This window comes from Photobacterium aphoticum (assembly GCF_001029435.1).
Classification (GTDB): domain Bacteria; phylum Pseudomonadota; class Gammaproteobacteria; order Enterobacterales; family Vibrionaceae; genus Photobacterium; species Photobacterium aphoticum.
The window spans coordinates 1-25,361 of sequence record NZ_LDOV01000012.1; the positions used below are offsets into that span (position 1 = coordinate 1).

Sequence of the window (25,361 nt, forward strand, 5' to 3'; positions counted from 1 at the left end):
GCGCGAGTGCGCGTGAGCCTGAGCCTGAGCCTGAGCCTGAGCCTGAGCCTGAGCCTGAGCCTGAGCCTGAGCCTGAGTTGATGCAGAGCGATGCGTGTGGGTTGTTTGTGCTGACACGGTCGCAGAAGGATGAGGCTGATGCTCGGTGGAGCGGGGAGAGACATGCTGCATGTACGTTAACTGGTGAGTTAATGCTTTGACTTGTGTTTCAAGCGTTCTGACCTTGGCCAGTGCGATAAACGCCACAATGGGGGTCGCAATAGCAAGCAGGGTAAGGGCCAATCCTACGATAAAGGCGATGACTTCCATGTGTCGTCGATGCTCCAGAAAAGGGCTACAGAGGAGGATGACTTAGTGTAAATGAACCTTGTTTTTTACTTTCGTTAAAAAGAAACGATCTTCGATGCATCTTGCATAACGCGATGATTGCTCTGCATCGTGATTACATCCCATCGGCATTATGTGACTCTTATTTTGAACCGATATCTGCTTATTGGCGGTTGTTTTAATAAAAAAGTGTCAATAATGCACATTGTTCGGTTGTGAGAGGTAGAAAGCGAGAGGTAAGTATGATCGCCTTTCTTATTATTTGTTTTGTCATTAACCGGTTGTTTTAATTGCGCAAATTTTCACGCTTCGCGGGAGCGCGATGGCTATTTATCAAAGAGTGATGATGCGTAAATTGAACAGACAAATACTAAGTAGTGCGGTGTTGAGTGTTTTACTGATTGGGTGTGGCGAAGGGAGCCAGGGAGACACGCCAGCGGTTGATGATAAATTGGTGTTGAACGCCGAATTTGCGGCCACCTATTTGCAGACCATTCCCAAAACCCCGTTGTCTGTGACGATGCGCTCGTCCATGCCAATGAATAGTGAACAGCCCGCTCAAACAACGCGTTATGACGGAAAGCTGGAAGTGATTAATGTCGTCAGCAAAGACAAGCAGGTGTTTGATTGGCCGATGACACAAAGTGTTGATGCGGAAGGTAACGTCGAGACCATTTCTCATCGTGCACTGACGCTAAAACCGGGTGCTTACGACTTTACGTTGTTACTGACATCAAAGACGCCAGCCCCTCGTCAATACATGGCACAAGCCTTGGGTGAGGAGATTGTGGATGGTCAAAGCCCTGAGATCGATTTCGTGTTGTTGCCAAATCTGGGGGAGACCATCAGTGATTTTGAACAAGTCCAGTATGTCTCTACGCTGAAGTTCTCTTGGCCGGCTGAAGAATTGGCGGGGTTGAGCCAGCCACAATTTGGCTTATCCATTAACGGGGAAGATGAACGCGTTTATAGCATCAATAAAGAGACAGGGATTGCTGAGCTGTTGATGAATGTCAAGCCGGGCGAATACCAGTTGGCGATGCGTTTATATGACGGCGATTTGATGGTCGGTAAAAATGACGATCAGGACAATACCGTCAACTTTGTTGAGGGTGAAAACGCACAGATGGATGTCATTCCACTGCAGGCGGATGTGAACCTGACACTGGGCCAACTGAAAGATGAAGGGATATTCACTTTTACCGTGCCTGCAGAGGTGATCCATGAAGTGGGTTCGGCACAAGAATTAGCGCTGATTGTTCGCTTAGGTGGCGGCAAGGTGCCGGTACAGGAAAAAGTGCTGGATGTGCAAGATGTGAATAGCACTTATCAAGCGAGTGCGTTGTTTGAGACCGGTGGTGATCGCGAACTGAATGCCTATTTGGCGTTCCATAAAGTAAGTGGGGCCGCAGAGCAGTTTGATGATGCACCATTGGCCAGTTGTAACACCACGATCAATGTGGCAGTGAACCAGACGTTGGGCTGTAAGCTAGAACTTAAGCGTGAAAGCATTATTACCGGCCGCGTATTGGGGACATTGATGCTCAATGTGTTGGATCAACAGCAACAGCCCGCGACAGGCGTGAAAGTCTATATTGGCGATAAACTGATTGGTTTAACCGGAGAGGCTTACAGTACCGGATCAATCAAAGCACATTTGGTGGCAGGTGAGCATGCCATTTTGGCGGATGATGGCCTTCTGTCTGCAACAGACAGCGTGGTGATGACGCCGCTCGCGGTGGAAAATAAAGTGTTGTACCTAGATAAGAAGCCGCATCTGGGGGATGGGTATTTTGAGTCTACTCAGTATTTATCATTAGGTCGTGGTGATGATTATTGGTCTGATAGCAGCATTATTGCAGATGTAAATGGTGACGGTCATCTTGATTTGATTTTCTCTCGTCGACGTAATACTGAACTCATCTATATCAATAATGGCAGTGGAAAATTTGCGTTATCGTCTTCTTCATTTGGGGATCAAACATATACTCGCGTCATTGCCGGTGCTGATCTGAACGGTGATGGTCATCCTGATGTAGTGCGGGCAACCAGTGAAGGAGATGAGATTTACTTTAATAATGGTGTTGGAGAATTCACACCTTCTGGCCAGTCCCTCGGTCAAGGAAAGAGTCAAGATCTCGCAATTGGTGATTTAAATGGTGATGGCTACTTGGATATTGTGGCTGCACAGGAGTGGCGTGCACCGTTTATTTACTTGAACGATGGTAAAGGGCGTTTTACCAATAGTGAGGAATATATCAGCGCTGTTCAAGGTTCATATTATCCGGATGTAGTACTTGTTGATGTGAATGATGATAGACACTTAGACATCGTTTGGGCTGGGGGAGATCACCAAAATATGATCCTTCTTAATAATGGCCAAGCGAAGTTTTCGGATGCAGGGCAGCGTTTAGGGGAAAAAGACACGAATGAGATATTCAATGTGGCGGTTGGCGATGTGAATAACGATGGAAAGCCAGATTTGTTGTTTACTAACATTGACTATCAAGGTGCAGAAAGAAACGTATTATATTTGAATGATGGGCAGGGGCTGTATTCGTTATCTGATGTTGATTTTGGCATCAATGGTGTCGATGCTGCATTTGCAGATGTTGATAGTAACGGTACGCTTGATGTCTTTATTACGGGATCGAATGAAGAGGCTGCTAAGCTGTACATGAATGATGGAATAGGAAACTTTTCACTCTCACCATTAAGCAAATTTGGTACACATCATCATATTCCGTTGTTTGGCGATATTGATCGCGATGGTGACCTAGACTTAATCAGTACGTACGGCAATGATAGTACGATTTACTTAAATCAACCGGCCCCATAATCCCCTGAAAAATGGCAGCTTTGGCTGCCATTTTGCGTTTATGACTCCCTCAGACATATTGCTTTACACTCCCGGGGTACATTCCCTGTCAGCGTGCTTGTCACTCTGCGTACAGTGTGAGAGGGTGAGTGCATGTTGGTTAATTCAGTGAGTGTGAATCATGACTTTTTTCTTTGAACGTACAGAAACCGCCCGCGATATTCGCATCGTATTAAAACCCCATTCGCTGTATATCATGCTGGGTATGATCGTGGTGTGGTTGTTGAATGATTTGGTTCTGCACTCTGCGCCTGTTGCACAACTGCTGATGCCGGTTTTTATTGTGTTTATGGTGGTGCGTTTTTTCTCGTTGGTGAAAGTGCAAAAAGAAGTGCTGGTAGCGATGAAAAAAGGTCAGGTCGCGACACAAGGCAGTAAGTTCTCTTTTGCTAACCCCTTCACGTATATCATTTCAAAATCCCAGTGATATTCCGTCCTGTTAGGACACAATATCTTGATATCGCGCTGCTAATTCTTTTCTCTATAACAGGCATAATAGACCGAAGTATCTTAAGGAAACTTGGGTAGAGAAAAGCATAAAGAGGAGTAAGAATGGCAGCGTTTAATTGGAAGCCCCTGTTGTTGGCGTGTTTGATTGTCAGTATCGGACAATTGAGCCTGGGGTTAGTGTTTCCCTCCTTGCCGTGGATCGCTGCCGATCTGCATCTCTCGACCGAGCAAGTCCAGCTCCTCGTATCGGGCTATCTATTGGGTTTTGGCCCTTCTCAGCTGATTTATGGGCCCCTTTCTGATGTGTTCGGGCGTCGTCCGGTGTTGCTCGGCGGGCTATTGATTGCGGTGTCAGGCTTGGTGTTGGCTGTGACACAGGCGGACAGTTTTACCTGGTTGCTCACCGGACGGGTCATTCAAGGGCTGGGGGCTGGTAGCGTCGCCGTGCTGGCTCGGGCATCTATTCGCGACAGTTACCAAAGCCAAGATTTGGTCAAAGCCATGACTTGGGTCGCCATTGTGGCAGCCTTTACGCCCATTGTGGCGCCGGTGATTGGCGGTTTTGTGAATCACTATGCCGGTTGGCTGGCGGTGTTTGTGCTGTTACTGGGCTACATCGCAACGGTCTGGCTGGTGTTGGTGTGTTTATTTAAAGAAACCTTATCGGCGACCTCGCGTCCACGCTCTGTCAGTCAATTGATGAAAAGCTATATCGCGTTGATGCAAGAGCGGCATTTTCTGTCCTTTGCCGGCATTGGCTGGATCAACTTTGCCCTGGTGGTACTGTCAATTTCTCTGATGCCGTTCATCATGCAGGTCCAAATTGGTTTGTCGTCTGAGCAATACGCCTTATGGGCCATGGTACCGGCGTTTGGGTTGTTGTGTGGCGGCCTGATTTGTCAGCGTTTGCGCCCGCGTTTAGGGACACAGCGGATGTTGATGCTAGCCCCGCTACTGCATTTTGTCGCGGGTGCCGTCTTGATTGCCGCCCCGCTGGAACCGATTTGGATGAGTGGCGGACATTTCTTGCTGGCGATGGCGAACGGCATTGCGTTTCCGTGTGCGCAGTCTTTGTTGCTGGTGCCTTACAGCGATCGTGCCGGGACGGTAGCTGCATTATCTGGCGCCTGCCAGATGGTGTTTGCTTCACTGCTGAGTAATGCCTTGCTGAAGTTGGGGATCAGTCAGGCATGGCACTTGGGTGGCGTGATGGTGCTGGGGGCGGGTATTGGCCTGTTATTGGCGTTTTTCGGGACACAAAGCGAAAGTGGCCGACAGGCAGTGGCGACCCTGAACGGATAAACCATACTTAATCATGTTCGAGTGAACGTGTTGGCATGAGTATGGTTGGGGGAGAGGTTGCATCATGGTGAAGCGGGTGAAATCAGTGATCATGGTGGGTATCGTAAGTATGGGGATACTGAGTGTACTGGCCTGTACCAGCCGTTATGAAACCCAGTTAGCGGAAAACGAAGCGTGGGCTGAGCTGGGGAGCTACCATGGTGAGCAAGGGTACCGTGAGTGGGATGAAAAAGAGCTGCTCAAACGCGGCGGTTGGTCAGACGTTGATTATGAAGAATACCGCGCGGGATACCTGCAAGGGCGGTTTGAGTATTGCAAAGGTAAACGCGATGTCACGGTCAAAGTGAACCCCGCTTATCCGGATGATTGCGCCGAGCCTACCTCTGATTTTGGGCTGGTGGATCGTGGATATTGACGCGGGTATTAAGCGTCGTGGTGCCATAGAGCAATCATAAAGCAATAAAAAAGGCTGCCGAGGCAGCCTTTTGTGTGTCTATGGGCAATATTAGTTATTGCTGTGCAGTTCGCTGTTTAGCTCAACGGCCGCTTTGTTGGTCAGACACTCAATCACACCGGTCATTGAGTTACGACGGAACAGTAGGTCTGGTTTGCCCGCCAAGTCACGTGCTTTTGCAAAGCCCGCTTCTTGACCGTTGTTGTCCAGCAGACGCACTTTAGAGCCCGCAGTCACATACAGACCGGATTCAATCGTACAACGGTCACCCATTGGGAAGCCAAGGCCTGCGTTGGCACCTAGTAGGCTGTTTTCGCCGATAGAAACCACCACTTTACCGCCGCCAGACAGCGTACCCATGATAGAGGCACCGCCACCGATGTCAGAGCCATTGCCCACAACCACACCGGCAGAGATACGGCCTTCCACCATGCTCACGCCAGTCGTACCCGCATTGAAGTTGATGAAGCCTTCGTGCATAACAGTTGTGCCTTCACCCACGTGTGCGCCCAGACGAACACGCGAGGTATCCGCAATACGTACGCCGGTAGGAACAATGTAGTCCACCATTTTCGGGAATTTGTCGACACAATCTACCGTCAACGTTTCACCGTTCAGGCGCGCTTTGATTTGACGATCAGCCAGTTCAGGCAGGTCGATGGCACCTTGGTTTGTCCATGCGATGTTGTGCAGCAGACCAAAGATACCGTCCAGTACCACACCGTGTGGCTTCACTAAGCGGTGAGAGATCAATTGCAGCTTCAGGAAGCCTTCTGCCACAGAGGTTGGTGCTTCGTCAGAAGCCAGAATCACAACTACCAATGGCTGTGCAGATTGCGCCGCTTTCTCTGCAAACTGCGCGCTTTTCTCTTCGCCCGCCGCACGGAAAGCTGCCGTAAGATCAGCACATTGCGCTGCAGTCACTTCCAGCGCTTGGTTACCTTCTTTGTATTCAACAACAGCCGCAATTGCGTTCACTAGTTCATCTGAAGGGTTCAGAATCGGTGTTGGGAAGAAAGCTTCGATGATTTTGTTGTCGCGGTTTTTGGTCGCGGTACCTAGGGCAAGTGAAAAGCTGGCCATTATTGTTCATTCTCCATGTTAAATCATAAGGCGTGCCTTAATGGCAGGCGCGCATTGCAATGCGTTATGACCCCATCATAAAGACAGTTGCGCGGAGTTTGAAGGGGCAAAGGGAAATAGGGCAGATTATTCTATTTTTGTTTGCAGGAGGGAGGAGAGGAAATGACAGACAGAAAAAAAACCTCCCGCAGGAGGTTTCAAAGTGCCGTTCAGGCGAGGGCATTATGCCGCTTCGTCTTCTTCGTCGGCGTCATCCGTATCGTCTGCGACTGCCGTCGGTTTGGTGGCTTTTTTCTTAGGGGCTTTTTTTGCACCTAGCGCCACTAGCACTTCTTCGCGATTTTGCGCAAGGAACATAGACAGTTCTTCACGCTTGGCTTCATCTTCGATCAGATCGCTATCTTCCAGTAAAACGAACAATTCGTCAGCCATATCCAGCATTTTGTCGTATGCGTCGGCTTCGGACTTAGAGGTGAAAGTCATCTTTTCTTCTCCGTTGCGCTCAACCACATATTTGACGATAACAGCCATGGTCACCCTCTCCGAAATTGATTAACTGGCTGTTTATACAGTAGCATAACAGGCCATGTCCAGTGATAAGCGTGTTAATGTGATGGCAAGAGAAAGATTTGCACAAATTTATGCCCGCGCGGCGGAACGCAAAGGGGGCGAGGCCGCATTGGAAGCCATGTTGGCGACACCGTTGTCGAATGACGCGTTGGCGGCGATTGGCGATGATCGTTGGTTAGCGGCGTTTAGCCAGAAGGTCTTCCAGTCCGGGATCAGCTGGCAGGTAGTGCGCAATAAGTGGCCGAATTTTGAGACGGTGTTTTTCGGGTTTGATATCGAAAAGATGCTGTTGATCCCCGATGACATGTGGGAGCGTAAAGCCACCGACCCCGGCATTATCCGCCATTTGGCCAAGGTGATGACCATTCCGGCTAATGCGCAGATGATCCATGATGTGGCGCGCCAGCATGGCTCGTTTGCCCGCTTTGTGGCGGACTGGCCCTCTAACGACATCATCGGTCTGTGGCGTTACCTGAAAAAACACGGTGCCCGTCTGGGCGGCAATATCGGTCCATATACCCTGCGCGTGATGGGCAAAGACACCTTCATTCTGAGTCAGGACACCGAAAGTTACCTGCGCCAGTGCGGGATCATTGACGGTGGCCGTGATACGCAAAAATCCCTCAAAGCGACGCAAGAGGCGTTCAATGCCTGGCAGGAAGAATCCGGCCGACCGTTGTGTCAGATCAGCCAAATCATTGCATTCAGTTGCGGCGATAACCGGCTGTAATTCACGACCTCTGGCGGGCTCAGTGATCCTGCCATTGCTCACAAAAGGCGATAAACAACTTCAGTAATGGGCTCTGATATTTCTCTTTGTGATAGAGCAGCCAATATTGACGGTGCATATCCAGCGGCGGCGTTAAGATCACCACGCGGTGATCTTTCACCGCATGTTCCACCGCTCGGCGTGACAAACAGGTGATGCCTAAATTGGCCGCCGTGCAGTTGATGATCGCTTCGGTATTGTTGAGCTCAAACGCCTGCTGCCAGTGTGCCAGGCGCGGGGCCAGTTTTTGTAAGAAAAACTCCCGCGTGCCTGAACCCGGTTCGCGTAAAATCCATTGGCTGTTTTCTAAATCCTGCAGACGCAATTCCGGCAGTTGTGCCAACGGGTGGGTGGGGTGACAGGCAATCACCATTTCATCGCTTAACCACGGCTGGACCGCCAAGTGATCCGCCTGTACCTTGCCTTCCACCAAACCGACATCCAATTCGAACTCGGCCAGCATGTGGCAGATCTGGGTGGTATTGGCAATATACAGCGACTGATCGCGATGGCCGGAGGATTCACGGAAATCACGTAACAAGAACGGGGTGACCTGATTGCCGACCGTATCACTGGAGCCTATTTTCAGCTTACCGGTGATCGGCCCTTCCTGACTGAACAGTTGCTCAATGTCCTGACTGCGGGCCAGCAGTTCATCGGCCAGTGGTAACAAGCGTTTGCCTTGCTCATTAATGATGAGGCGGTTGTTGTTGCGATCAAACAACTTATGACCGAGCTGTTTTTCCAGTTCCGATAACGCCATGCTGACGGCCGGTTTAGAGAGGAACAGCTTTTCTGCGGCGGCTGTGATCGTAAGTTCTTGAGCCACAGTGACAAACACATTGAGTTGGCGCAGGGCGATATTCATGACAGGGGCAGTTTCCGTTTATTCAGTGGCTCGAGAGGGGCTGTGCACGGAATGTGTTCAGCGATACTTAACTTACCTTTAAATATATTCAATTATCCTAAAACTCGCAATCTGCGTATACTGATCCCGAGATGAACAGCGACGGTGTGCACGGGCAGCCGGGGTTGGAGAGAAAAGAATGATCCGAACAGCAAAGAAAAAAGTATTAGGTGCACCAACGCCAATGGCGGGGTTGGCACTAGGCATTGCCAGCTTAGGCTGGTGTTGGGAAAATGCCGCGGATCTTCATGGAATGGGGCAGGTTACCGGAGCCGTCATCGCCAGCGCGTTGCTGATGGTGCTTTTGGTGAAGTTTTTATGTCATCCACAGGCGTTGTGGAATGATTTGAGCCATCCGGTGGTGGGCAGTGTCGTCCCAACCTTTGCGATGGCGACCATGGTGGTGTCAAAAGCGCTGGGGATGTATTTCCCGGTTGCCGGTCAGGCATTGTGGTTGTTTGCCGTGGTGCTGCATTTGGTGTTCTTGGGGCTGTTTGCCTACCACCGTGCCCGTGAGTTTGAACTGCACCACATGGTGCCAAGCTGGTTCGTTCCACCGATTGGTATCATTGTGGCGGATGTGGCCTTCCCGGGCGGCGAATTGCGTCCATTGGCAGAAGCGTTGCAATGGTTCGGTATGGGTGTGTATGCCGTGATGCTGCCACTGATGATTTATCGCTTGATGTTCAGCCATGAAATTCCGGATGCAGCGAAACCTACCATTGCGATCATGGCAGCCCCTGCCAGCCTGTCTTTGGCCGGTTACCTGACCATTACTACCACACCGTCTCCGGTTGTGATTGCGCTGTTGGCCGGTATTGCGGTACTGATGACCTTTGTGATTTATCTGGCGTTCTTCCGCCTGTTACGTTTGAGCTTCAGCCCGGGTTATGCGGCGTTTACCTTCCCGATGGTGATTGGCGCGACGGCACTGTTTAAAGTGGCAGCGTGGATGGGCACCCAAGGTTATGCGGCAGAATACATCGGCCAAGTGTCCACACTGGCACACCTTGAGTTGTACGTGGCGACAGCAGTGGTGAGTTACGTGGCTGTACGTTACCTGGCTTTCTACCGTCCCGTTTCTCGTGCGTGCCGTGCGGTGTTATCACCTTCTGCACATGCATAAAGACGAAGATACGCATCGGATATCCAGACTCCTTCCTAAACGGGCCTTCTCAGAGGGCCCGTTTTTTATGCGCCATTTTTAGGTGTTAGGTTTAGGTGCCAGATTTAGGTGCCATTTTTAGGTGCTAGGTCAAATGGGCTTTTTTCATGCCGTTTTTGTCTATGCTTTCTCCGTTTTACCCATGAAAACCGCATAACCGCACAGCGGTAAATTTGCGAGCGAGATAGCATTTGCAGGTGGTCGGGAGATAGGCGAGAATCATAAGACTTTCCCCCTGTTGCTGAGGCACTTGCGTGTTTACTGTCTACCATTCCAACCAATTGGATCTGCTCAAATCCCTGCTGGTCGAGCTGATCCGTCTTGAGCCCTTGGATAATCCGTTTGAGCAAGAGCAGATCCTGGTGCAAAGCCCGGGTATGTCACAGTGGCTGAAAATGGAGCTGGCGAAATCCTTTGGGGTAGCAGCCAACATTGCCTTTCCTCTGCCGGCAACGTTCATCTGGACCATGTTCACCGAAGTATTGAGTGACGTGCCGGAGCGCAGTGCATTCAACAAAGAATCCATGACCTGGAAGCTGATGCAGGTATTGCCCGCCCAGCTTGATCACGCCATGTTTGAGCCGCTCAAGCGTTATCTGGAAGATGATCAGGACGATCTCAAGCTGTACCAGCTGGCCGAGAAAATTGCCGATATCTTTGACCAGTATTTGGTGTACCGCCCAGAGTGGATCCAGCAATGGGAAGCGGGCGAAACCGTGGCAGAATTGGGGGATGAACACCCATGGCAGCCGGTGTTGTGGCAGGCGTTGTACGATCATACCCTGGCTTTGGGGCAGTCGCCGTATCACCGTGCCAACCTGTATGAGCACTTCATTGAAACCCTCCATAACTATGCCGAAACCGGCACGTTACCGGCGAATCTGCCAAAGCGTTTGTTTGTGTTTGGGATTTCCTCGCTGCCTCCGCGCTATATGGATGCACTGGCGGCGATGGGACAGCACATTGATGTCCATTTGATGTTCACCAACCCGTGTCGTTATTACTGGGGGGACATCCGCGATCGCAAGCATTTGGCGCGCCTGGCGGCCAAGCAGCGGATCCGTCTGCGCACGCTGGATGCTGATACGTTGCATAGCGGTACGTGGGAAGAGGGCACCGAAGACTACATCGCGCAGCTCAAAGACAGCGATGAAAGCCATTACGATGCCGACATGCACAACCACGTGGTCGGCAACAGCCTGCTGGCCTCGATGGGCAAACTGGGGCGCGATAACCTATACCTGTTGTCTGACATGCAGGTCAATGAAGTGGATGCCGGCTTCGTGGATATCGAGCCCGATTCTCTGCTGCACGCCATTCAGGCTGATATTCTGAACCTGACCGATCGCCAGAACGATGAGATCCTGGATAACAGCCAGCACAAATTCCCGATCGCCTTGGATGATCGCTCGCTAACCGTGCATGCCTGCCACAGCCCGATGCGGGAAGTGGAAGTGCTGCACGATAAACTGCTGGCGATGTTTGAGGCCGATACCAGTTTAAAACCGCGCGATGTGATCGTGATGGTGGCGGACATTAACGCCTACAGTCCGGCCATTCAGGCGGTGTTCGGCAACGCGCCGGGTCAGCGTTATATTCCGTTCTCGATTTCTGACCGAACGGCCGAGCAGGAAAACCCGATCCTGTTGGCCTTCTTGCGCTTGCTGGCGTTGCCGGAGAGCCGTTGTCATGCCTCTGAGCTGTTAGAGCTGCTGGAAGTGCCGGCCGTGATGCGCAAGTTCGGGTTTGACAGCGACAGCTTTGAAAAAATTAAACGTTGGATTGAAGAAGCGGGCGTGCGCTGGGGGCTTGATGCCCGTACCGCGAGCCAGTTTGATCTGCCGGAGCAGCAACAAAATACCTGGCTGTTCGGGATCCAGCGGATGTTGCTCGGTTATGCCATGCCGCACGATGCTGGCTTGTTTGACGGTATTTCTGCCTACGAGCAGGTACAGGGGCTGGATGCCGAGTTAGCGGGTCAACTGGCCGGCTTTATCGACCGTTTGGTGGCGTACCGTGAAGTGCTGGCTCAGCCACACACGGTCACGGAGTGGACTGCCCATCTGAGTGCGTTGCTGGACGATTTCTTGCTGGTGGAGCTGGAAGGAGAGCTGGTGCTTAAATCCATCCGTGATCTGCTTCATCGCCTGCAAGAGCAATTGAGTGATGCCGGTTTTGCCGCCGACATTACGCCAGCAGTGCTCAATCAGTACATGAAAGACAAGCTCTCTGGTGAGCGCGTCAGCCAGCGTTTTCTTGCCGGTCAGGTCAACTTCTGTACCCTGATGCCAATGCGTTCGATCCCGTTTCGCGTCGTGTGTTTGCTCGGCATGAATGACGGGGCCTACCCGCGTAATATTGCCCCGGAAGGGTTCGATCTCATGAATGGTCGCACCCGTGCGGGGGATCGTTCCCGCCGTGATGATGACCGTTACCTGTTCTTGGAAGCGATTCAGTCGGCGCAGGAAATTTTGTACATCAGTTATGTCGGCCGCTCGATTCAGGATAATGCTGAGCGCGTGCCGTCGGTGCTGGTGAGCGAGCTGGTGGAGTATTGTCAGCAGGGTTACTGTCTGGACGGCGATGCCGCGCTGCCGGTGGATCAGTCCGGGGAAAACATCAAAGTCCATTTGATCCAGCACCACCCGCTGGTGCCGTTCAGCCCGAGCGCGTTTGTCGGCGCGGAAGCCAGCTTTGCCGCCGAATGGTTGCCGGCAGCCTCACGCAGTGGTCAAGCCCCGCAAGCTTTCCAAATCGATGCCTTACCGGCTGACAGCCAAGATGATGGCCCGGTGCGCGTATTGGAATTGGCCGAATTGCAGCGTTTCTGGCGTTTGCCGGTGCGCTATTTCTTCAACCGCCGTCTGAAAGTCTTCTTTGAGCCGCCACAAGGGGTGATGGAAGATGACGAGCCGTTTGTGCTGAGTGGCTTAGAAAGCTACCAGTTGCGCGACACCCTGCTCGGCCTGTTATTGGAGGCGCGCCGCACCCAACAAGACGAGCACAAGATTTATCAGGCCTTTGCTGATGAGCAAAAAGCGGCGGGGCATTTGCCGATTGCCGCGTTTGGCGAGTTGGATTTGGCGGTTACGCGCGCCGAAGTGCTGGCGTTGGTCGACAGCATCACGCCGTATACCCAGCAGCCACAGGACGATCACGAAGTGGATCTGACCTTCACCGTTGGGGGGCACACCGTGCAGCTGCAAGGCTGGTTGAAGCAGCGTTATCAAGGCGGCTTGGTGCGCCATCGCAGCGGCAAAGTACGCCCGCAAGATCACCTGACGGCCTGGCTGGATCACCTGTGTTTGGCTGCGGCCGGCAAAGGGCAGGAAACCCATTTTATTGGTACCGATAAACACCTGAAGTTGAAGGTGGTGGAAGCGGCTCAGGCGCGTGCTTACCTGCAAGAGATGGTGGAACTGTTCTTTGAAGGCTTGAATAAACCGCTGGCCTTTTTCCCGAAAACCGCCAATGCCGGGATCACGGCGTGTATTGGCCGTGACGGCAGCTGGAAAGATGACGAGGACACGCGCGAAAAAGCCTTAAATAAAATGGCAGAGTGCTTCAATGACAGCTATCTGTTCCCGGGTGAAGGTAACGACACCTACATTGCGCGCGTATGGCCACAGTGGAACGATGAACTGGCGCAAGCCGCATCACAATTGGCCGGACGGGTATTACAAGCCGCGATATTAGGCAGTGAAGTGGTGGAGGATGACGCGTGATGCTGAATGTGTATCTACGGGATGGAGAGAAGAGATAGTGAAGCAAGAAGTAGTGTGGCCGTCAGCAAATCATTGTTATTTGTAGGGTGTTTGCTGTACGACCACCGGTGCAGAGGTAGACCAAGTTTCTGGCGGCGATACTAACCAATGCCAGATAGGCAAACCGTGAGAAAGTTCTCACAATAGGGGGACTATGATGTGTTTGCTCGGGTTTAAACTCAAACTAAGTGTTTGATCACACAGGTGGTGTGATCCTCATCACTGCTGATAAACGACAATAACGCGCCTTTGCGCTGCGAAGGCCACACAAGATGATCATTATGATCTTTCGGGATGCCGCATGAAAGGCCCCGAGGGATCCTTCATTGGAAAGACACGCCATGGATAACGTGAACGTTGCCAATACACTACAGCCGATGACTTTTCCGTTGCACGGGGCGCGCTTGATTGAAGCCTCGGCCGGTACCGGTAAAACCTTTACCATCGCCAGTTTGTACCTGCGCTTGTTGCTGGGGCACGGCAGCGATGCGAGCCGCCATGCGCAAGAGCTGACGGTGGAGCAGATCCTGGTGGTGACCTTTACCGAAGCGGCAACAGCCGAATTGCGCGACCGTATTCGTGCCCGTATTCATGATGCCCGTTTGGCGTTCAGTCGCGGCGTCAGTAAAGATCCGGTGATCGCCCCGTTGCTGGCGGAAATTCCCGATCACAAAGCGGCAGCGGCGATTTTGCTCAATGCCGAGCGCCAGATGGACGAAGCGGCCATTTATACCATTCACGGTTTTTGTCAGCGTATGCTGACGCAAAATGCGTTTGAATCCGGCAGCCGTTTTAACAACGAATTCATTACCGATGAAGCCCCGCTCAAGCAGTTAGTGGTGGCGGACTACTGGCGTCGTAATTTCTATCACTTACCTCATGGTCTGGCGAGTGAAGTACGCCAATTGTGGGCATCACCAGCCGCATTGTTGAAAGACATTGGCAACAGCCTGACCGGCGCGCCAGTCCGATTATCGGTGCCGCCATTAAGTGCGTCGCTTGAGCAATTACATGCCGACAACATGACCCGCATTGATGCGATGAAAGCGCTGTGGCGTGAGCATGCCGGGGATCTGGAAGCGGTGATTGCGGGCTCGGGCGTGAACAAGCGCAGTTACACCAAAAAAAGTTTGCCCGCTTGGCTGGCAGAGGTGAGCCAATGGGCCGCGCTGCCAACCGAGGATTACACACTGCCGGACAAGTTGGAGCGTTTTCATCAGCAAGTCTTGATTGAGAAAACCCCGAAAGGGGAGCCGCCGGTGCATGCGGTGTTTGAGGCTATCGCTGATCTATTGGATAACCCCGCTAACTTGCGTGATCCGTTGATCGCCCATGCTATCGAAGCGTGTCGTGTGCTGTTGGCACAAGCCAAAGCGCGTAAAGGCTGGTTGTCGTTTGATGACTTGCTGACCCAGTTGTCGGCAGCCATCGATCACGATCAGGACGGGTTGCTGACCAGCCGTATTCGCAGCCAGTACCCAGTGGCGATGATCGATGAATTCCAGGATACCGACCCGCTGCAATACAGCATTTTTAGCCAGATCTACCAAGAGCAGCCCGAATGCGGTTTGTTTATGATCGGGGATCCCAAGCAGGCGATCTATGCGTTCCGTGGTGCCGATATCTTCACTTATATTCAGGCCCGTCGTCAGGTGACCGATCACTATACGCTGGACACCAACTGGCGTTCTACGGCCGACATGGTGGCCTCGGTCAATACCATTTTTCAAACGCCGGACAGTCCGTTTATTTACGATCAGGACATTACCTTCCTGCCGGTGAACCACAGCCCGAAAGCAGCCGATCGCAGCTGGCATCTGGAACAGCAACGCCAACCCGCGCTGACGTTTTGGTTGCAAGGGGCCGAAGCGGGGAAACCTCTACCCAAAGGCAGTTATCAGGACGCCATGGCGACCGCGACCGCGGCGCAAATTCAGCACATTTTGACCGCCTCTCAGCAAGGTGCAGCGTACTTTGCCGATGGGGATGAGCACCATGCCATTGAAGCGGGCAACATTGCCGTGCTGGTACGTACCGGCAGCGAAGGCAAGTTGATCAAACACGCCTTGGCCGAGCAGGGTATCGCCAGTGTGTATCTGTCAAACCGTGACAGTGTGTTTTCCAGTGCGGAAGCGGCCGATGTGCAACGTTTGTTGCAGGCGGTACTGACACCGGAAGATGAACGCGCCTTGCGTGCGGCACTGGCCTCCAGCCTGTTTGCCTTAACAGCCGTCGAGTTAGATACCCTCAATAACAGTGAGATTGAGTGGGAAGCGGCGATCAACAGCTTTAAGGGTTTCCGCAAGTTGTGGCAGACCCGTGGCGTGATGCCGATGCTGCGCAGTGTGATGGCACAGCACCAAATCGCAGAGCGTTTGTTGGCCGATGAGGGGGGCGAGCGCCGTTTGACGGACTTGTTGCACCTTGGTGAGTTGCTGCAAGCGGCCAGCCAGACCCTCGACAGTGACTATGGTCTGCTGCGTTGGCTGGCTGAAAACATGGCCGAGCCTAACGGTAACGTCGATGAACAAATTCTGCGTCTGGAGTCTGAACGTAACCTGGTGCAGATCGTCACGATCCACAAATCCAAAGGCTTGGAGTATGACTTGGTGTTCATGCCGTTTGTGTGCAGCTACCGGGAAGTGGACAGCAAAGGGGAAGTGAAATACCACGACGAAGCCAACCATGAAACCGTCCTGGACATTGCCAAGCAAGCCGAAGCGATTGAGAAAGCCGACAAAGAACGTCTGGCCGAAGATTTGCGTCTGATTTACGTGGCCCTGACCCGCGCGGTGTACGGCTGTTATGTCGGTATGGCACCGGTGCGTAATGGCCGCAGCACCAAAGAGCCTACCGGTTTGCACCGTTCCGCGATGGGGCATCTGGTGCAAAACGGCGAAGCCGGTGGTGTGGATGCGCTGGAGTTGGCGTTGGCCAAACTGGCGGAAAGCGCGACCAGCATGGCAGTCGCTGAGCCGCCGGCACGGCCGGAGGAAAAGTGGCAGCCGATAGACGAAGGCGAGTTGCCCTTAGCGCCGCAGCCGTTTACCGCCTCGCTGGAACGTAACTGGTGGATGACCAGTTATTCGAGTCTGGTTAAGCAAGGCCATCAGGCGCACCATGACAGCAGTTTGGATTTACCGGGCTTTGATATTGATTCCGCCGTGGCAGCGACAGCGGACACCGTGGCGGGAGAGTTAGAGACCCTCTCTGATGATCTTACGCCTGTGCGGTCAATTTACACCTTCCCACGCGGGGCCAGACCGGGCACCTTCTTGCACACCGTGTTTGAAGAGATTGAATTTACTGCTCCGGTTGATAGCCCGGAGACAGTCGCTACGCTCACCACCTTGCTCGAGCGGGAACAATACGAGCTGGAATGGTTGCCGGTGTTGCAGCAGCTGATCCACGATGTGTTGCAGTGTCCGCTGGACGGTGAGGCGCTGCGCTTGGCAGAGAAGACCCCGACACAGCGTTTGACGGAAATGGAGTTTTTATTGCCGATCGAACTGCTGCAATCGTCGCTGCTGAACAAAGTGATCGCCAAGCACGATGACGTCTCTGCCCGCGCCGGTGAGCTCGGCTTTGCCACCGTCAGCGGGATGCTCAAAGGTTTCATTGACCTGGTGTTTGAGCATCAGGGCAAATACTACGTACTGGACTGGAAGTCGAACCATCTGGGGGATGAGGCCAGTGCCTACCACGGTGATGCATTGGTCGAGGCGATGCGCGATCACCGCTACGATTTGCAGTACCAGATCTATGCCTTGGCCTTGCAGCGCTTCCTGCGCAGCCGGATCCCGGATTATGACTACGAACGCCATTTTGGCGGGGTGTATTACTTGTTTTTACGTGGCATCGAAACGGGCAGCCGCAACGGTATTTTCTCTGCTCGTCCAAGCGCCGCGTTATTGGCTGATTTAGAACGTTTGATTGATGGAGAGCCGCTGGATGCTTAAGCGATTAGAAACCCTGACCCAACAAGGGATCCTGCGTCAGCTGGACTATCAGTTTGCCAAATTCATTGCCCAGCGCAGTGAGCCAGCGCATGCGCCCTTGGTGGGATTGGTCGCGGCGCTGCTCAGTCATGAGTTAGGAAAAGGCCATGTGTGTTTGCCGCTGACGCGCTTATGCTCCTCGCAGGAGGGGGCGTCATCGGGCATGCGCACCAGTGCGGGGACCTTATCCCTGTTCGGCTTGCCGTCATCGGCCTCCATGGCGTTGATGGCGGATTTGCCAGCGCCAGAGAGCTGGGGGGCGATCTTGGCCACTTTGCCGGTGGTCGCCAACATGAATAACCCGTCGAGTTCGGAAAAACCGGCGCCGACGCCGTTGGTGTTGCAAGATGATCGCCTGTACCTGCACCGTTACTGGGCGTTTGAGCAGTTGATTGCGACTAAACTCAAAGCCGCCGCGCAGCCTTGTACAGAAGACTTGGACAAGCTGCCGGCCATGCTGGATGAGTTGTTCCCGCGCACGTATACCTACCTGATGCAGAGTCTGATACAACTGCGTCATGCGGAAGTGACCGATGGGGTACCCGTAGATACGCCTGCCCGCCGTCAGCAGGAAGTGTGTGACAAGTTAGATGTCGCGCAGCCAGAGCAGCTGGACTGGGCGGCGATTGATGCGGTGCTGACGCGTGCCGAGCGGGTTGACGGTTTGGCCGAGTTAGATCATTTAGTGCCGACCTCAGCGTGTTTGAATTGGCAGAAAGTCGCGGCAGCGGTGGCGATCACCCGCCAGTTTGCGGTGATCTCCGGCGGGCCGGGTACCGGTAAAACCACCACGGTGGCCAAGTTGTTGGCCGCATTGGTGATGCAGGCGGATAACCGTCAGCAGCGGGCGAAGAACGGCAGTGCCAGTGATTCGGGTATGAGTGATGCACACAGTGAGGCCGATGAGATGGCCACACCGACCATCAAGCTGGTGGCGCCGACCGGTAAAGCGGCCGCGCGTCTGACTGAATCCATCGGTTCAGCGATCCAGTCATTGCCGGTGTCACCGTCGGTGCGTGAGCGTATTCCGACTCAGTCGAGTACCTTACACCGCCTGTTGGGCTCGGTACCCAATCAGGTGGAGTTCCGTCATCACAAAGATAACCCGCTGCACTTGGATGTGCTGGTGGTCGATGAAGCCTCGATGGTGGATTTGCCGATGATGGCACGTTTGCTTGATGCGCTGCCGCCCCATGCCAAACTGATTTTGTTGGGGGACCGCGATCAGCTGGCCTCGGTGGAAGCCGGTGCGGTACTCGGGGATATCTGTGCCTTTTCCCATCAGGGGTACAGCGCGGCACAGGCGCAACAGTTGAGCCACTTAACCGGCTATCAACTGCGTGCTCATTCGGGATCTGATACGCCGCTCAGCCCGATTGCAGACAGCCTGTGCATGCTGCAAAAGAGTTACCGTTTCCATGCCCAATCCGGGATTGGACAGCTGGCCAAAGCGATCAATGCCGGTCGTCCGGATCGGGTCGAGATGGTGTGCCAGCAAGGGTACAAAGACATTCAGCATTATGCGCTCAGTGCCGAGAGCTATCAGCGCATGATCAACATGACGGTGCTGTTCTATCGCCATTATCTGGATCTGATTGAACAGCAGGCCGAGCCCAAAGCGGTGCTGGAGGCGTTTGCATCGGTGCGTTTGTTGTGTGCCTTGCGGGAAGGCGATTTTGGTGTCACAGGCTTGAACCAGCGTATTGAGCGTGAGTTAGTCCGTGCCGGCAAAATCAGCCAGACGGAAGATACCTGGTATGTGGGGCGCCCGGTGATGATCACCCGTAATGACCACGGTCTGGGACTGTTTAACGGCGATATCGGTATCGCGATGATGGCGCCGGCGGATCCGGAGGCGGGCACAGCGGCGACCTTGCGGGTCTATTTTGATATGCCGGACGGCACCATTCGTAGCGTGTTACCAAGCCGTCTGCCGGAGCATGACACCGTGTATGCCATGACCATCCACAAGTCGCAGGGCTCCGAGTTCAGCGATACTGTGATGGTGCTGCCTACGGACTTTAGCCCAATCCTGACCCGTGAGTTGGTATACACAGGCGTGACTCGTGCCAAAGCGCGCTTGTATCTGTTTGCCCAGCCAGAAGTGAACCAGCGTGCCGTGCGTTTGCGTACTGAGCGTGCCAGTGGCTTGGCGGCATTGTTAGCGTAGGTCGATGGTTTTCGCCAGAGTCTGCTTGAAAACACTACACCCGCCTTGTGCGGGTGTTTGTTTATGGGGGAGGAATAAAAACGGCGACTTGCGCTATTTGGCGATGAGGGCATCAAACAGCCAATAGTTAACCGGATTGTCCGGACACTGGCCGGGGCCACATTCGACAAAGGTGCCGACCACATTCAGGAACACGGTGATCATTGCCAGCAGGCAAGCGAAGCGTCCAAAGCCATTCATGGTATAGGTTTGAGCGGGTTTATCGTTGTGACTGTTCCACAGCATGAGCAACACGGCGACACCGAGTATCGTCGCGCCGAATAAGACAAACGCCCACGTGTAATAGTGCATGCCAAAAATGGGGCTGCCGTAGCCTGGCGTACCGGGGATCACATGCAGAGACACCTGACGCAGTGAGGTAATCGCACCAAACAAGGCACCAATCAGTACCACGCCATAATGGCGTTGTTGCGGGCCGTGCAAGACATTGAGCATGAACCCAAACATGACCATACCAAAGCCGATGCGTTGCAGCAGGCAGAGTGGACAGGGCAATTCATCCCAGGCGATTTGCAGTACAAAGCCGATTAACAGCACGACCGTGATGCCGAGCAACCCGAGGGTATTGAGCAGGGTGACAGACGAAAGGTTCATGGCTGCCTCCTACAACAAAATCGACAAACTATCGGTGGCATGATGGTGAAACCAATACAGGCCGACAATCACCGAAACGCCAAAGAAGAGGTAGCTGGTGGAGAGATGGTTGCGGTAGGCACACCACATGGCGATAAACAGCAACAGGAAGATCAGACTCATCATCGGACGCACACCTCATTGGTCAGCCTCTACGTTATAGGTAGAGTCTAGAGAGTGTGCCCCCGATGGGCTGTATCATTGTTTGGAGCGTGCGTGTGCACGCCAAATGATGATTAGAGCGAGGTGATCAATATCTTCGAGCAACGCTGGAAGTTATACAGGGCTTTTTTCGCCACCGGTAATTGCTCGACGCTGCATTCCACAAAGCCTTGCTCTCGGAACCAATGCAAACTGCGGGTGGTGAGAACAAACAAGGTCTTGAGCCCTTGCTCTTTGGCTTGATGACGCAGGTGAGCCAGCATGGCGGCGCCTCGGTCAGAGTCGCGAAAATCCGGATGCACCGCCACACAGGCCATTTCCGCCATGCCTTCTTCCGAGAACGGGTACAGGGCGGCACAGCCGATGATCAGGCCATCGCGATCCACCACGGTGAACTGTTCAATTTCTTGCTCCAGTTGTTCCCGAGAGCGGCGAACCAGAATGCCTTCTTGTTCCAGCGGGCGGATCAATTCCAAAATCCCACCGATGTCATCAATCGCCGCCTGGCGGATCTGCTCAGCACTTTCCATTACGACTTGCGTGCCGATCCCGTCAAACGAGAACAGCTCTTGGATCAGGGCGCCATCTTCGGTGTAGCTGATCAAATGACAGCGTGGCACACCGGCGCGACAAGCGGTAATAGCGCCCCGTAAAAAGCGTCCTGTCCCACTGTCCTCGGCACGTTGGGCCACCAATTTATCCAATTCACGCTCCGCTTCACGGGGTAGCATTTCGGTAAAGACCACGCCGTCTTCGCTCAGTACTCCTTGTTCAGAGCAAAAGCCAATCAGCTTGTCTGCTTTGAGTTTGATCGCCAGTTGAGTCGCAATCTCTTCAGAGGTCAGGTTGAAACACTCACCGGTGACCGAGCTGGCAATCGGGCCCAGCAGCACCACCGATTGCTGGTCGAGCTGGCGATGAATGGCGTCGATATTGATCCGGCGAATTTTACCGCTGTGGGCATAATCGATGCCGTCATCGACCCCAAGCGGCTGGGCAATGATGAAGTTACCACTGACTACATTGACGTGGGCACCGGCCATCGGCGTATTGTTCAGCCCCATTGAGAAACGGGCAGTGATGTCGAGTTGTAATTGCCCGGCGGCTTGCTTGGCCAGCTCTAAGGCGCGGGCATCGGTGATACGGACGCCTTTGTGGTAAGGGGTCGGGTAACCGGCTTGTTCCGTCAGCAGGGAAATTTGTGGGCGTGCCCCGTAGACCAGCACAATACGCAGCCCTAGGCTGTTGAGCAGGGCGATATCATTGACGATATGTGGAAAATTATTGTGGGCAATGGCTTCTCCCCCGAGCATGATCACGATCGTTTTACCGATGTGCGCATTCAGGTAAGGGGCGGACTGACGAAACCCTTTGACCAAAGCGGTACTTCTAAATTTCACCGTAGACTTCCTTGTGACAGTGCGTAATTGACAAAATAAGCATAATTCCTCTATCTGCTCATTTATTTATCAATTATTATGCAGTTTAAGTCAATAAAAATTCTGTTTGATTTTTAATTAAAGCGATGATTTTTTGGACTGAAGATCCCGTTATGGCGTTTTAGGGATGCATGGCCGATGGTGAGGGCTTACTCTATACCTTCTTACCATGATGGGGCGTGCAGGGCGGCATGCCGTTTCGGATTTTTCTGTCTGACTGCTGTGTTGGGTAACGTGATGGCAAAGCAAAAAAAAGGTTCAGCACACCGTATCACGTTACGACAAGTGACGGGGCTGGTGGTTTTTGTCGGCATTATGGCTTGGGCTGGCGTGATGCAATTGTTTGAACGCGGACAATCTGTGCCGATGCCGAGCTTATACGGTACCTGGGTTGAACAAGATGTGGCGCCGTATTTGGCGGACAGCTTTGAGTTACGCCCTTCCGGGGTGTTTGTCGCAGGACGGCAAATCAATACCCACTATGCGTGGGATGGCAGCAAGCTGGAATACCGTCTGGGGGATGAGATTTATTCCTATCTTTTCTTATCAGGACAGCTGGTACGTCAACAGCCTGCCCATTACATCTCAACCTTTACCCGCCGTTAGGCTCGGGTGCTTTTTCCTCTTTCTGTTTTTCTTTGGGTCTTTCCCTTTTCTCTTCTCAGGTTATGGCCTTTTCGGTGGGGCGTTTCGCGACCGTGTTTAGGGCAAACTGCGCAGCAATTGATTGACCGTGGCCTGGCGCATCGCCACCTGACGCATGATGTCGGCGGTGTTAGCACTGCCGCCCAAGCAGCGTTGGATCACCGTGTTGATTTGATGCGGCGAATTCCCCTCGCTGGCTAAACTGCGGATCCATTGGTATTCCAGTGAATTGATATTGAGGAGGGTGTCTTTGCCGATTTTCAGAGGTTGGTGCATGGGACGTTCCTTGTTTTTGCTTGGTGACATTCCTGTTACGCTTTTATTAAAACGAATGTATGTGACACAAATATGACATCTTGCGCATATTGATCGTGGCGTATGCCGAGATCCCTACCTGACGCTGACAACCTGCCCGTTTGGATCGGTAATAATCGCCGCACACCAATTGTTATTGGGCTTCCGGAAGGAGTTCGTTACACTGGTGCATATATCGTATTCATTGACATAACTTCATAGGTTTCTTGTGTTTCGCAAAGCAACGATAGCACTGTTAATTTTGGGTTTGGCCGGGTGTGCCAGGCCAACCGATCGTGGTCAGCAATACCTGGATGGTGAGTTTGATCAGGTATTAAATCCGGTTTCTGAGGTGCAGTCTGAAGCACCGCGTGATTTCAGCCGATTCCAAGGTCAAATGACCAAAGTATTAGAACGTTCGCCGTCGATGGCTGCGAAATACCAAGCTTTATACCAACAGGTGACAGACTGGGCGACCCAGAGTGGTGATCCGAGTACGCTGGCCAATTACGGTATTGATGTGGCGCAGATGGGCGGCGGTGACGGTTACGGCAACGTGATGTTTACCGGTTACTTTTCGCCGGTGATTGAATTGCGTCATGAACCGGATGCCAAGTACCGTTATCCGGTGTATGGCATGCCAAAGTGTGATGAACGTTGCCCAAGCCGTGCAGAGATTTATTCAGGGGCCTTGAATGGTCAAGGGCTGGAATTAGGTTACAGCGATTCCATGCTGGATATTTTCATGATGGAAGTACAGGGCAGCGGCTTTGTTCATTATGACGATAACGATGAGCTGGAATACTTTGCCTACAACGGGAAAAACGGCCATCGTTATGTCAGCATCGGTAAAGTGCTGATTGAGCGCGGTGAAGTGCCACGCGAGAAAATGTCGTTAAAAGCGATTGAAGAGTGGGTAAACCAGCACGACGAAGCCGCCGTGCGTGAACTCCTGGAGCAAAACCCGTCGTTTGTGTTCTTCAAACCGCAGGATAATTTGGATGTGATGGGCACCGCAGGCATTCCTCTTCAGGCCTTTGCATCTGTGGCGGCTGATCGTAAATACCTGCCAATGGGCAGCGTGTTGCTGGCGGAAGTGCCGCAGTTGGACGAGCAGGGCAAGTGGAACGGCAAGCATGTCATGACCTTGCTAATGGCACTGGATACCGGCGGGGCGGTGAAGAAAAACCACCTGGATCTGTACCATGGCATGGGCACGCAGGCGGGTATTGATGCCGGTCACTACAAACACTTCGGCCGTGTGTGGAAGTTAGATTTGCACGGTACGCCAGCGGCACCCGCAGCCAAGTAAGCACCCGCCCAATGGCCGAGTGGCCACACAAACTGGACAATCCTGATAAGAGTGCGTATAAATCGCACTCTTTCTTTTTGAATGTGTGAAACATAGCGCGGACAAGCCATGCGAGAATTAGATACGCCAGCCTCAGACAGTTATAACCAACGTTTTGGTGGCACCCGCCGCCTGTACGGCAACAGTGAAGTCGAGATCTACCGTGCCGCGCACGTGTGTGTGATCGGTATTGGCGGAGTCGGCTCGTGGGCCGTTGAAGCACTGGCCCGTTCTGGGATCGGTGAGCTGACACTGATTGATATGGATGACGTGTGTGTGACCAACATTAACCGTCAGATCCATGCGATGACCGGTACCGTCGGCCAGAGCAAGATTGAAGTGATGGCAGAGCGTGTGAAGTTGATCAACCCGGAATGTAAGGTGAATTTGATCGACGATTTCATCACGCCAGAAAACATTGCTGGCTACATCGACAACCGCTTCGATTACATTCTGGATGCGATTGACAGCATGAAGCCGAAAGCCGCGCTATTGGCGTACTGTAAGAGCAACAAGCTGAAAGTGATCACCACCGGTGGGGCGGGCGGTCAGATGGATCCGACCCAAATTCAGATCACCGATTTGACCAAGACGATTCAGGATCCGTTGGCGAAGAAACTGCGTGACACGCTACGTCGTCACCATAACTTCCCGAAAAACCCGAAACGCAAATTTGGCATCGATTGTGTGTTCTCGACCGAGCACTTGAAGTACCCACAAGCGGACGGCAGCGTATGCAGCGCGAAAGCGTCAGCGGAAGGGCCGAAGCGTATGGACTGTGCCAGTGGCTTTGGTGCGGCGACCATGGTGACTGCGACCTTTGGTTTTGTCGCGGTATCACGCATTTTGCAAAAGCTGGTAGAAAAGCACTTATCGAAGTAACGTCGAGACGAAGAGACAACAAAAAAGCGAACACCGAGGTGTTCGCTTTTTTTATGGC

Annotated in this window: 20 protein-coding genes; 12 read left to right on the forward strand and 8 right to left on the reverse strand. The window is 52.9% G+C overall.

Annotated elements, in window-relative coordinates; all coding sequences use genetic code 11:
• On the reverse strand, positions 1-309 hold a 309-nt coding region (locus ABT58_RS24300), incomplete at its 3' end, for a hypothetical protein (RefSeq protein WP_053063019.1).
• Positions 310-712: 403 nt separating this feature from the next.
• Here ABT58_RS24300 and ABT58_RS07460 point away from each other — a divergent pair.
• The 4 genes from ABT58_RS07460 to ABT58_RS07475 all read left to right on the forward strand — a co-directional run bounded on the left by ABT58_RS07460 (position 713) and on the right by ABT58_RS07475 (position 5,372).
• Positions 713-3,166 carry an FG-GAP repeat domain-containing protein gene (locus tag ABT58_RS07460; protein ID WP_158261751.1) on the forward strand — a complete coding sequence of 818 codons (2,454 nt, stop codon included), beginning with the start codon at positions 713-715 and terminating at the stop codon, positions 3,164-3,166.
• A gap of 160 nt (positions 3,167-3,326) precedes the next feature.
• Positions 3,327-3,632 carry a hypothetical protein gene (locus ABT58_RS07465; RefSeq protein ID WP_047873775.1) on the forward strand — a complete coding sequence of 102 codons (306 nt, stop codon included), beginning with the start codon at positions 3,327-3,329 and terminating at the stop codon, positions 3,630-3,632.
• A gap of 125 nt (positions 3,633-3,757) precedes the next feature.
• Positions 3,758-4,957, forward strand: coding sequence for a multidrug effflux MFS transporter (locus ABT58_RS07470; RefSeq protein WP_047873776.1), 1,200 nt, complete (start codon positions 3,758-3,760; stop codon positions 4,955-4,957).
• Positions 4,958-5,033: 76 nt separating this feature from the next.
• Positions 5,034-5,372 carry a DUF2799 domain-containing protein gene (locus ABT58_RS07475; RefSeq protein ID WP_229821773.1) on the forward strand — a complete coding sequence of 113 codons (339 nt, stop codon included), beginning with the start codon at positions 5,034-5,036 and terminating at the stop codon, positions 5,370-5,372.
• Between the two features lie 90 nt (positions 5,373-5,462).
• Here the strand turns inward: ABT58_RS07475 and dapD are convergent, their stop codons facing one another.
• Together dapD and ABT58_RS07485 are read right to left on the reverse strand one after the other, a co-directional pair.
• Positions 5,463-6,494, reverse strand: a complete 1,032-nt coding sequence (gene dapD, locus ABT58_RS07480; RefSeq protein ID WP_047873777.1) for a 2,3,4,5-tetrahydropyridine-2,6-dicarboxylate N-succinyltransferase — start codon at positions 6,492-6,494, stop codon at positions 5,463-5,465.
• A 222-nt stretch (positions 6,495-6,716) separates the two neighbouring features.
• Positions 6,717-7,025: a YebG family protein gene (locus ABT58_RS07485; protein ID WP_047873778.1), complete on the reverse strand. Its 309-nt coding sequence runs from the start codon at positions 7,023-7,025 to the stop codon at positions 6,717-6,719.
• An 82-nt stretch (positions 7,026-7,107) separates the two neighbouring features.
• Between ABT58_RS07485 and ABT58_RS07490 the strand changes: the two genes are divergently transcribed.
• Complete coding sequence (locus tag ABT58_RS07490) at positions 7,108-7,794, forward strand: DNA-3-methyladenine glycosylase I (RefSeq protein WP_047873803.1); 687 nt, start codon at positions 7,108-7,110, stop codon at positions 7,792-7,794.
• 19 nt (positions 7,795-7,813) lie between these two features.
• Here ABT58_RS07490 and ABT58_RS07495 read toward each other — a convergent pair whose 3' ends face one another.
• Complete coding sequence (locus ABT58_RS07495) at positions 7,814-8,701, reverse strand: LysR substrate-binding domain-containing protein (RefSeq protein ID WP_047873779.1); 888 nt, start codon at positions 8,699-8,701, stop codon at positions 7,814-7,816.
• Between the two features lie 178 nt (positions 8,702-8,879).
• On the opposite strand from ABT58_RS07495, the gene ABT58_RS07500 reads away from it, so the two are divergent.
• From ABT58_RS07500 to recD, 4 genes are all read left to right on the forward strand, one after another.
• Positions 8,880-9,866, forward strand: coding sequence for a TDT family transporter (locus ABT58_RS07500; RefSeq protein ID WP_047873780.1), 987 nt, complete (start codon positions 8,880-8,882; stop codon positions 9,864-9,866).
• Positions 9,867-10,159: 293 nt separating this feature from the next.
• Positions 10,160-13,630 carry an exodeoxyribonuclease V subunit gamma gene (gene recC / locus ABT58_RS07505; RefSeq protein ID WP_047873781.1) on the forward strand — a complete coding sequence of 1,157 codons (3,471 nt, stop codon included), beginning with the start codon at positions 10,160-10,162 and terminating at the stop codon, positions 13,628-13,630.
• Positions 13,631-14,010: 380 nt separating this feature from the next.
• The gene (gene recB, locus ABT58_RS07510; protein WP_047873782.1) at positions 14,011-17,628 is read left to right on the forward strand and encodes an exodeoxyribonuclease V subunit beta; all 3,618 of its coding nucleotides are present in this window, start codon (positions 14,011-14,013) and stop codon (positions 17,626-17,628) included.
• On the forward strand, positions 17,621-19,837 hold the full coding sequence (gene recD / locus ABT58_RS07515; RefSeq protein WP_047873783.1) for an exodeoxyribonuclease V subunit alpha: 2,217 nt from the start codon (positions 17,621-17,623) through the stop codon (positions 19,835-19,837). Before recB ends, recD begins: the two co-directional genes overlap by 8 nt.
• 93 nt (positions 19,838-19,930) lie before the next feature.
• Here recD and ABT58_RS07520 read toward each other — a convergent pair whose 3' ends face one another.
• The 3 genes from ABT58_RS07520 to argA form a co-directional block, all read right to left on the reverse strand.
• Positions 19,931-20,491 carry a disulfide bond formation protein B gene (locus tag ABT58_RS07520; RefSeq protein WP_047873784.1) on the reverse strand — a complete coding sequence of 187 codons (561 nt, stop codon included), beginning with the start codon at positions 20,489-20,491 and terminating at the stop codon, positions 19,931-19,933.
• A gap of 9 nt (positions 20,492-20,500) precedes the next feature.
• Positions 20,501-20,656: a DUF5993 family protein gene (locus ABT58_RS24185; RefSeq protein WP_047873785.1), complete on the reverse strand. Its 156-nt coding sequence runs from the start codon at positions 20,654-20,656 to the stop codon at positions 20,501-20,503.
• A gap of 110 nt (positions 20,657-20,766) precedes the next feature.
• Positions 20,767-22,092 (reverse strand): amino-acid N-acetyltransferase, encoded by a 1,326-nt coding sequence (gene argA / locus ABT58_RS07530; RefSeq protein WP_047873786.1) that lies wholly within the window; start codon positions 22,090-22,092, stop codon positions 20,767-20,769.
• Positions 22,093-22,368: 276 nt separating this feature from the next.
• Here argA and ABT58_RS07535 point away from each other — a divergent pair, with 276 nt between their 5' ends.
• The gene (locus ABT58_RS07535; protein WP_047873804.1) at positions 22,369-22,737 is read left to right on the forward strand and encodes a DUF2850 domain-containing protein; all 369 of its coding nucleotides are present in this window, start codon (positions 22,369-22,371) and stop codon (positions 22,735-22,737) included.
• Between the two features lie 96 nt (positions 22,738-22,833).
• On the opposite strand, the gene ABT58_RS07540 is transcribed toward ABT58_RS07535, so the two are convergent.
• Complete coding sequence (locus ABT58_RS07540) at positions 22,834-23,052, reverse strand: hypothetical protein (protein ID WP_047873787.1); 219 nt, start codon at positions 23,050-23,052, stop codon at positions 22,834-22,836.
• Positions 23,053-23,299: 247 nt separating this feature from the next.
• Here ABT58_RS07540 and mltA point away from each other — a divergent pair, with 247 nt between their 5' ends.
• The gene (gene mltA, locus ABT58_RS07545; protein WP_082211016.1) at positions 23,300-24,382 is read left to right on the forward strand and encodes a murein transglycosylase A; all 1,083 of its coding nucleotides are present in this window, start codon (positions 23,300-23,302) and stop codon (positions 24,380-24,382) included.
• Positions 24,383-24,490: 108 nt separating this feature from the next.
• Positions 24,491-25,303, forward strand: a complete 813-nt coding sequence (gene tcdA / locus ABT58_RS07550; RefSeq protein WP_047873788.1) for a tRNA cyclic N6-threonylcarbamoyladenosine(37) synthase TcdA — start codon at positions 24,491-24,493, stop codon at positions 25,301-25,303.
• Positions 25,304-25,361: the final 58 nt, after the last annotated feature.

Bases quoted from the DNA above. Each gene is read 5' to 3' on its own strand.
- ABT58_RS07465 (WP_047873775.1), top strand. From the start codon at position 3,327: ATGACTTTTTTCTTTGAACGTACAGAAACCGCCCGCGATATTCGCATC.
- ABT58_RS07470 (WP_047873776.1), top strand. From the start codon at position 3,758: ATGGCAGCGTTTAATTGGAAGCCCCTGTTGTTGGCGTGTTTGATTGTC.
- dapD (WP_047873777.1), bottom strand. From the start codon at position 6,494: ATGGCCAGCTTTTCACTTGCCCTAGGTACCGCGACCAAAAACCGCGAC.
- ABT58_RS07485 (WP_047873778.1), bottom strand. From the start codon at position 7,025: ATGGCTGTTATCGTCAAATATGTGGTTGAGCGCAACGGAGAAGAAAAG.
- ABT58_RS07490 (WP_047873803.1), top strand. From the start codon at position 7,108: ATGGCAAGAGAAAGATTTGCACAAATTTATGCCCGCGCGGCGGAACGC.
- ABT58_RS07495 (WP_047873779.1), bottom strand. From the start codon at position 8,701: ATGAATATCGCCCTGCGCCAACTCAATGTGTTTGTCACTGTGGCTCAA.
- ABT58_RS07500 (WP_047873780.1), top strand. From the start codon at position 8,880: ATGATCCGAACAGCAAAGAAAAAAGTATTAGGTGCACCAACGCCAATG.
- recB (WP_047873782.1), top strand. From the start codon at position 14,011: ATGGATAACGTGAACGTTGCCAATACACTACAGCCGATGACTTTTCCG.
- recD (WP_047873783.1), top strand. From the start codon at position 17,621: ATGCTTAAGCGATTAGAAACCCTGACCCAACAAGGGATCCTGCGTCAG.
- ABT58_RS07520 (WP_047873784.1), bottom strand. From the start codon at position 20,491: ATGAACCTTTCGTCTGTCACCCTGCTCAATACCCTCGGGTTGCTCGGC.
- ABT58_RS24185 (WP_047873785.1), bottom strand. From the start codon at position 20,656: ATGATGAGTCTGATCTTCCTGTTGCTGTTTATCGCCATGTGGTGTGCC.
- ABT58_RS07535 (WP_047873804.1), top strand. From the start codon at position 22,369: ATGGCAAAGCAAAAAAAAGGTTCAGCACACCGTATCACGTTACGACAA.
- ABT58_RS07540 (WP_047873787.1), bottom strand. From the start codon at position 23,052: ATGCACCAACCTCTGAAAATCGGCAAAGACACCCTCCTCAATATCAAT.
- tcdA (WP_047873788.1), top strand. From the start codon at position 24,491: ATGCGAGAATTAGATACGCCAGCCTCAGACAGTTATAACCAACGTTTT.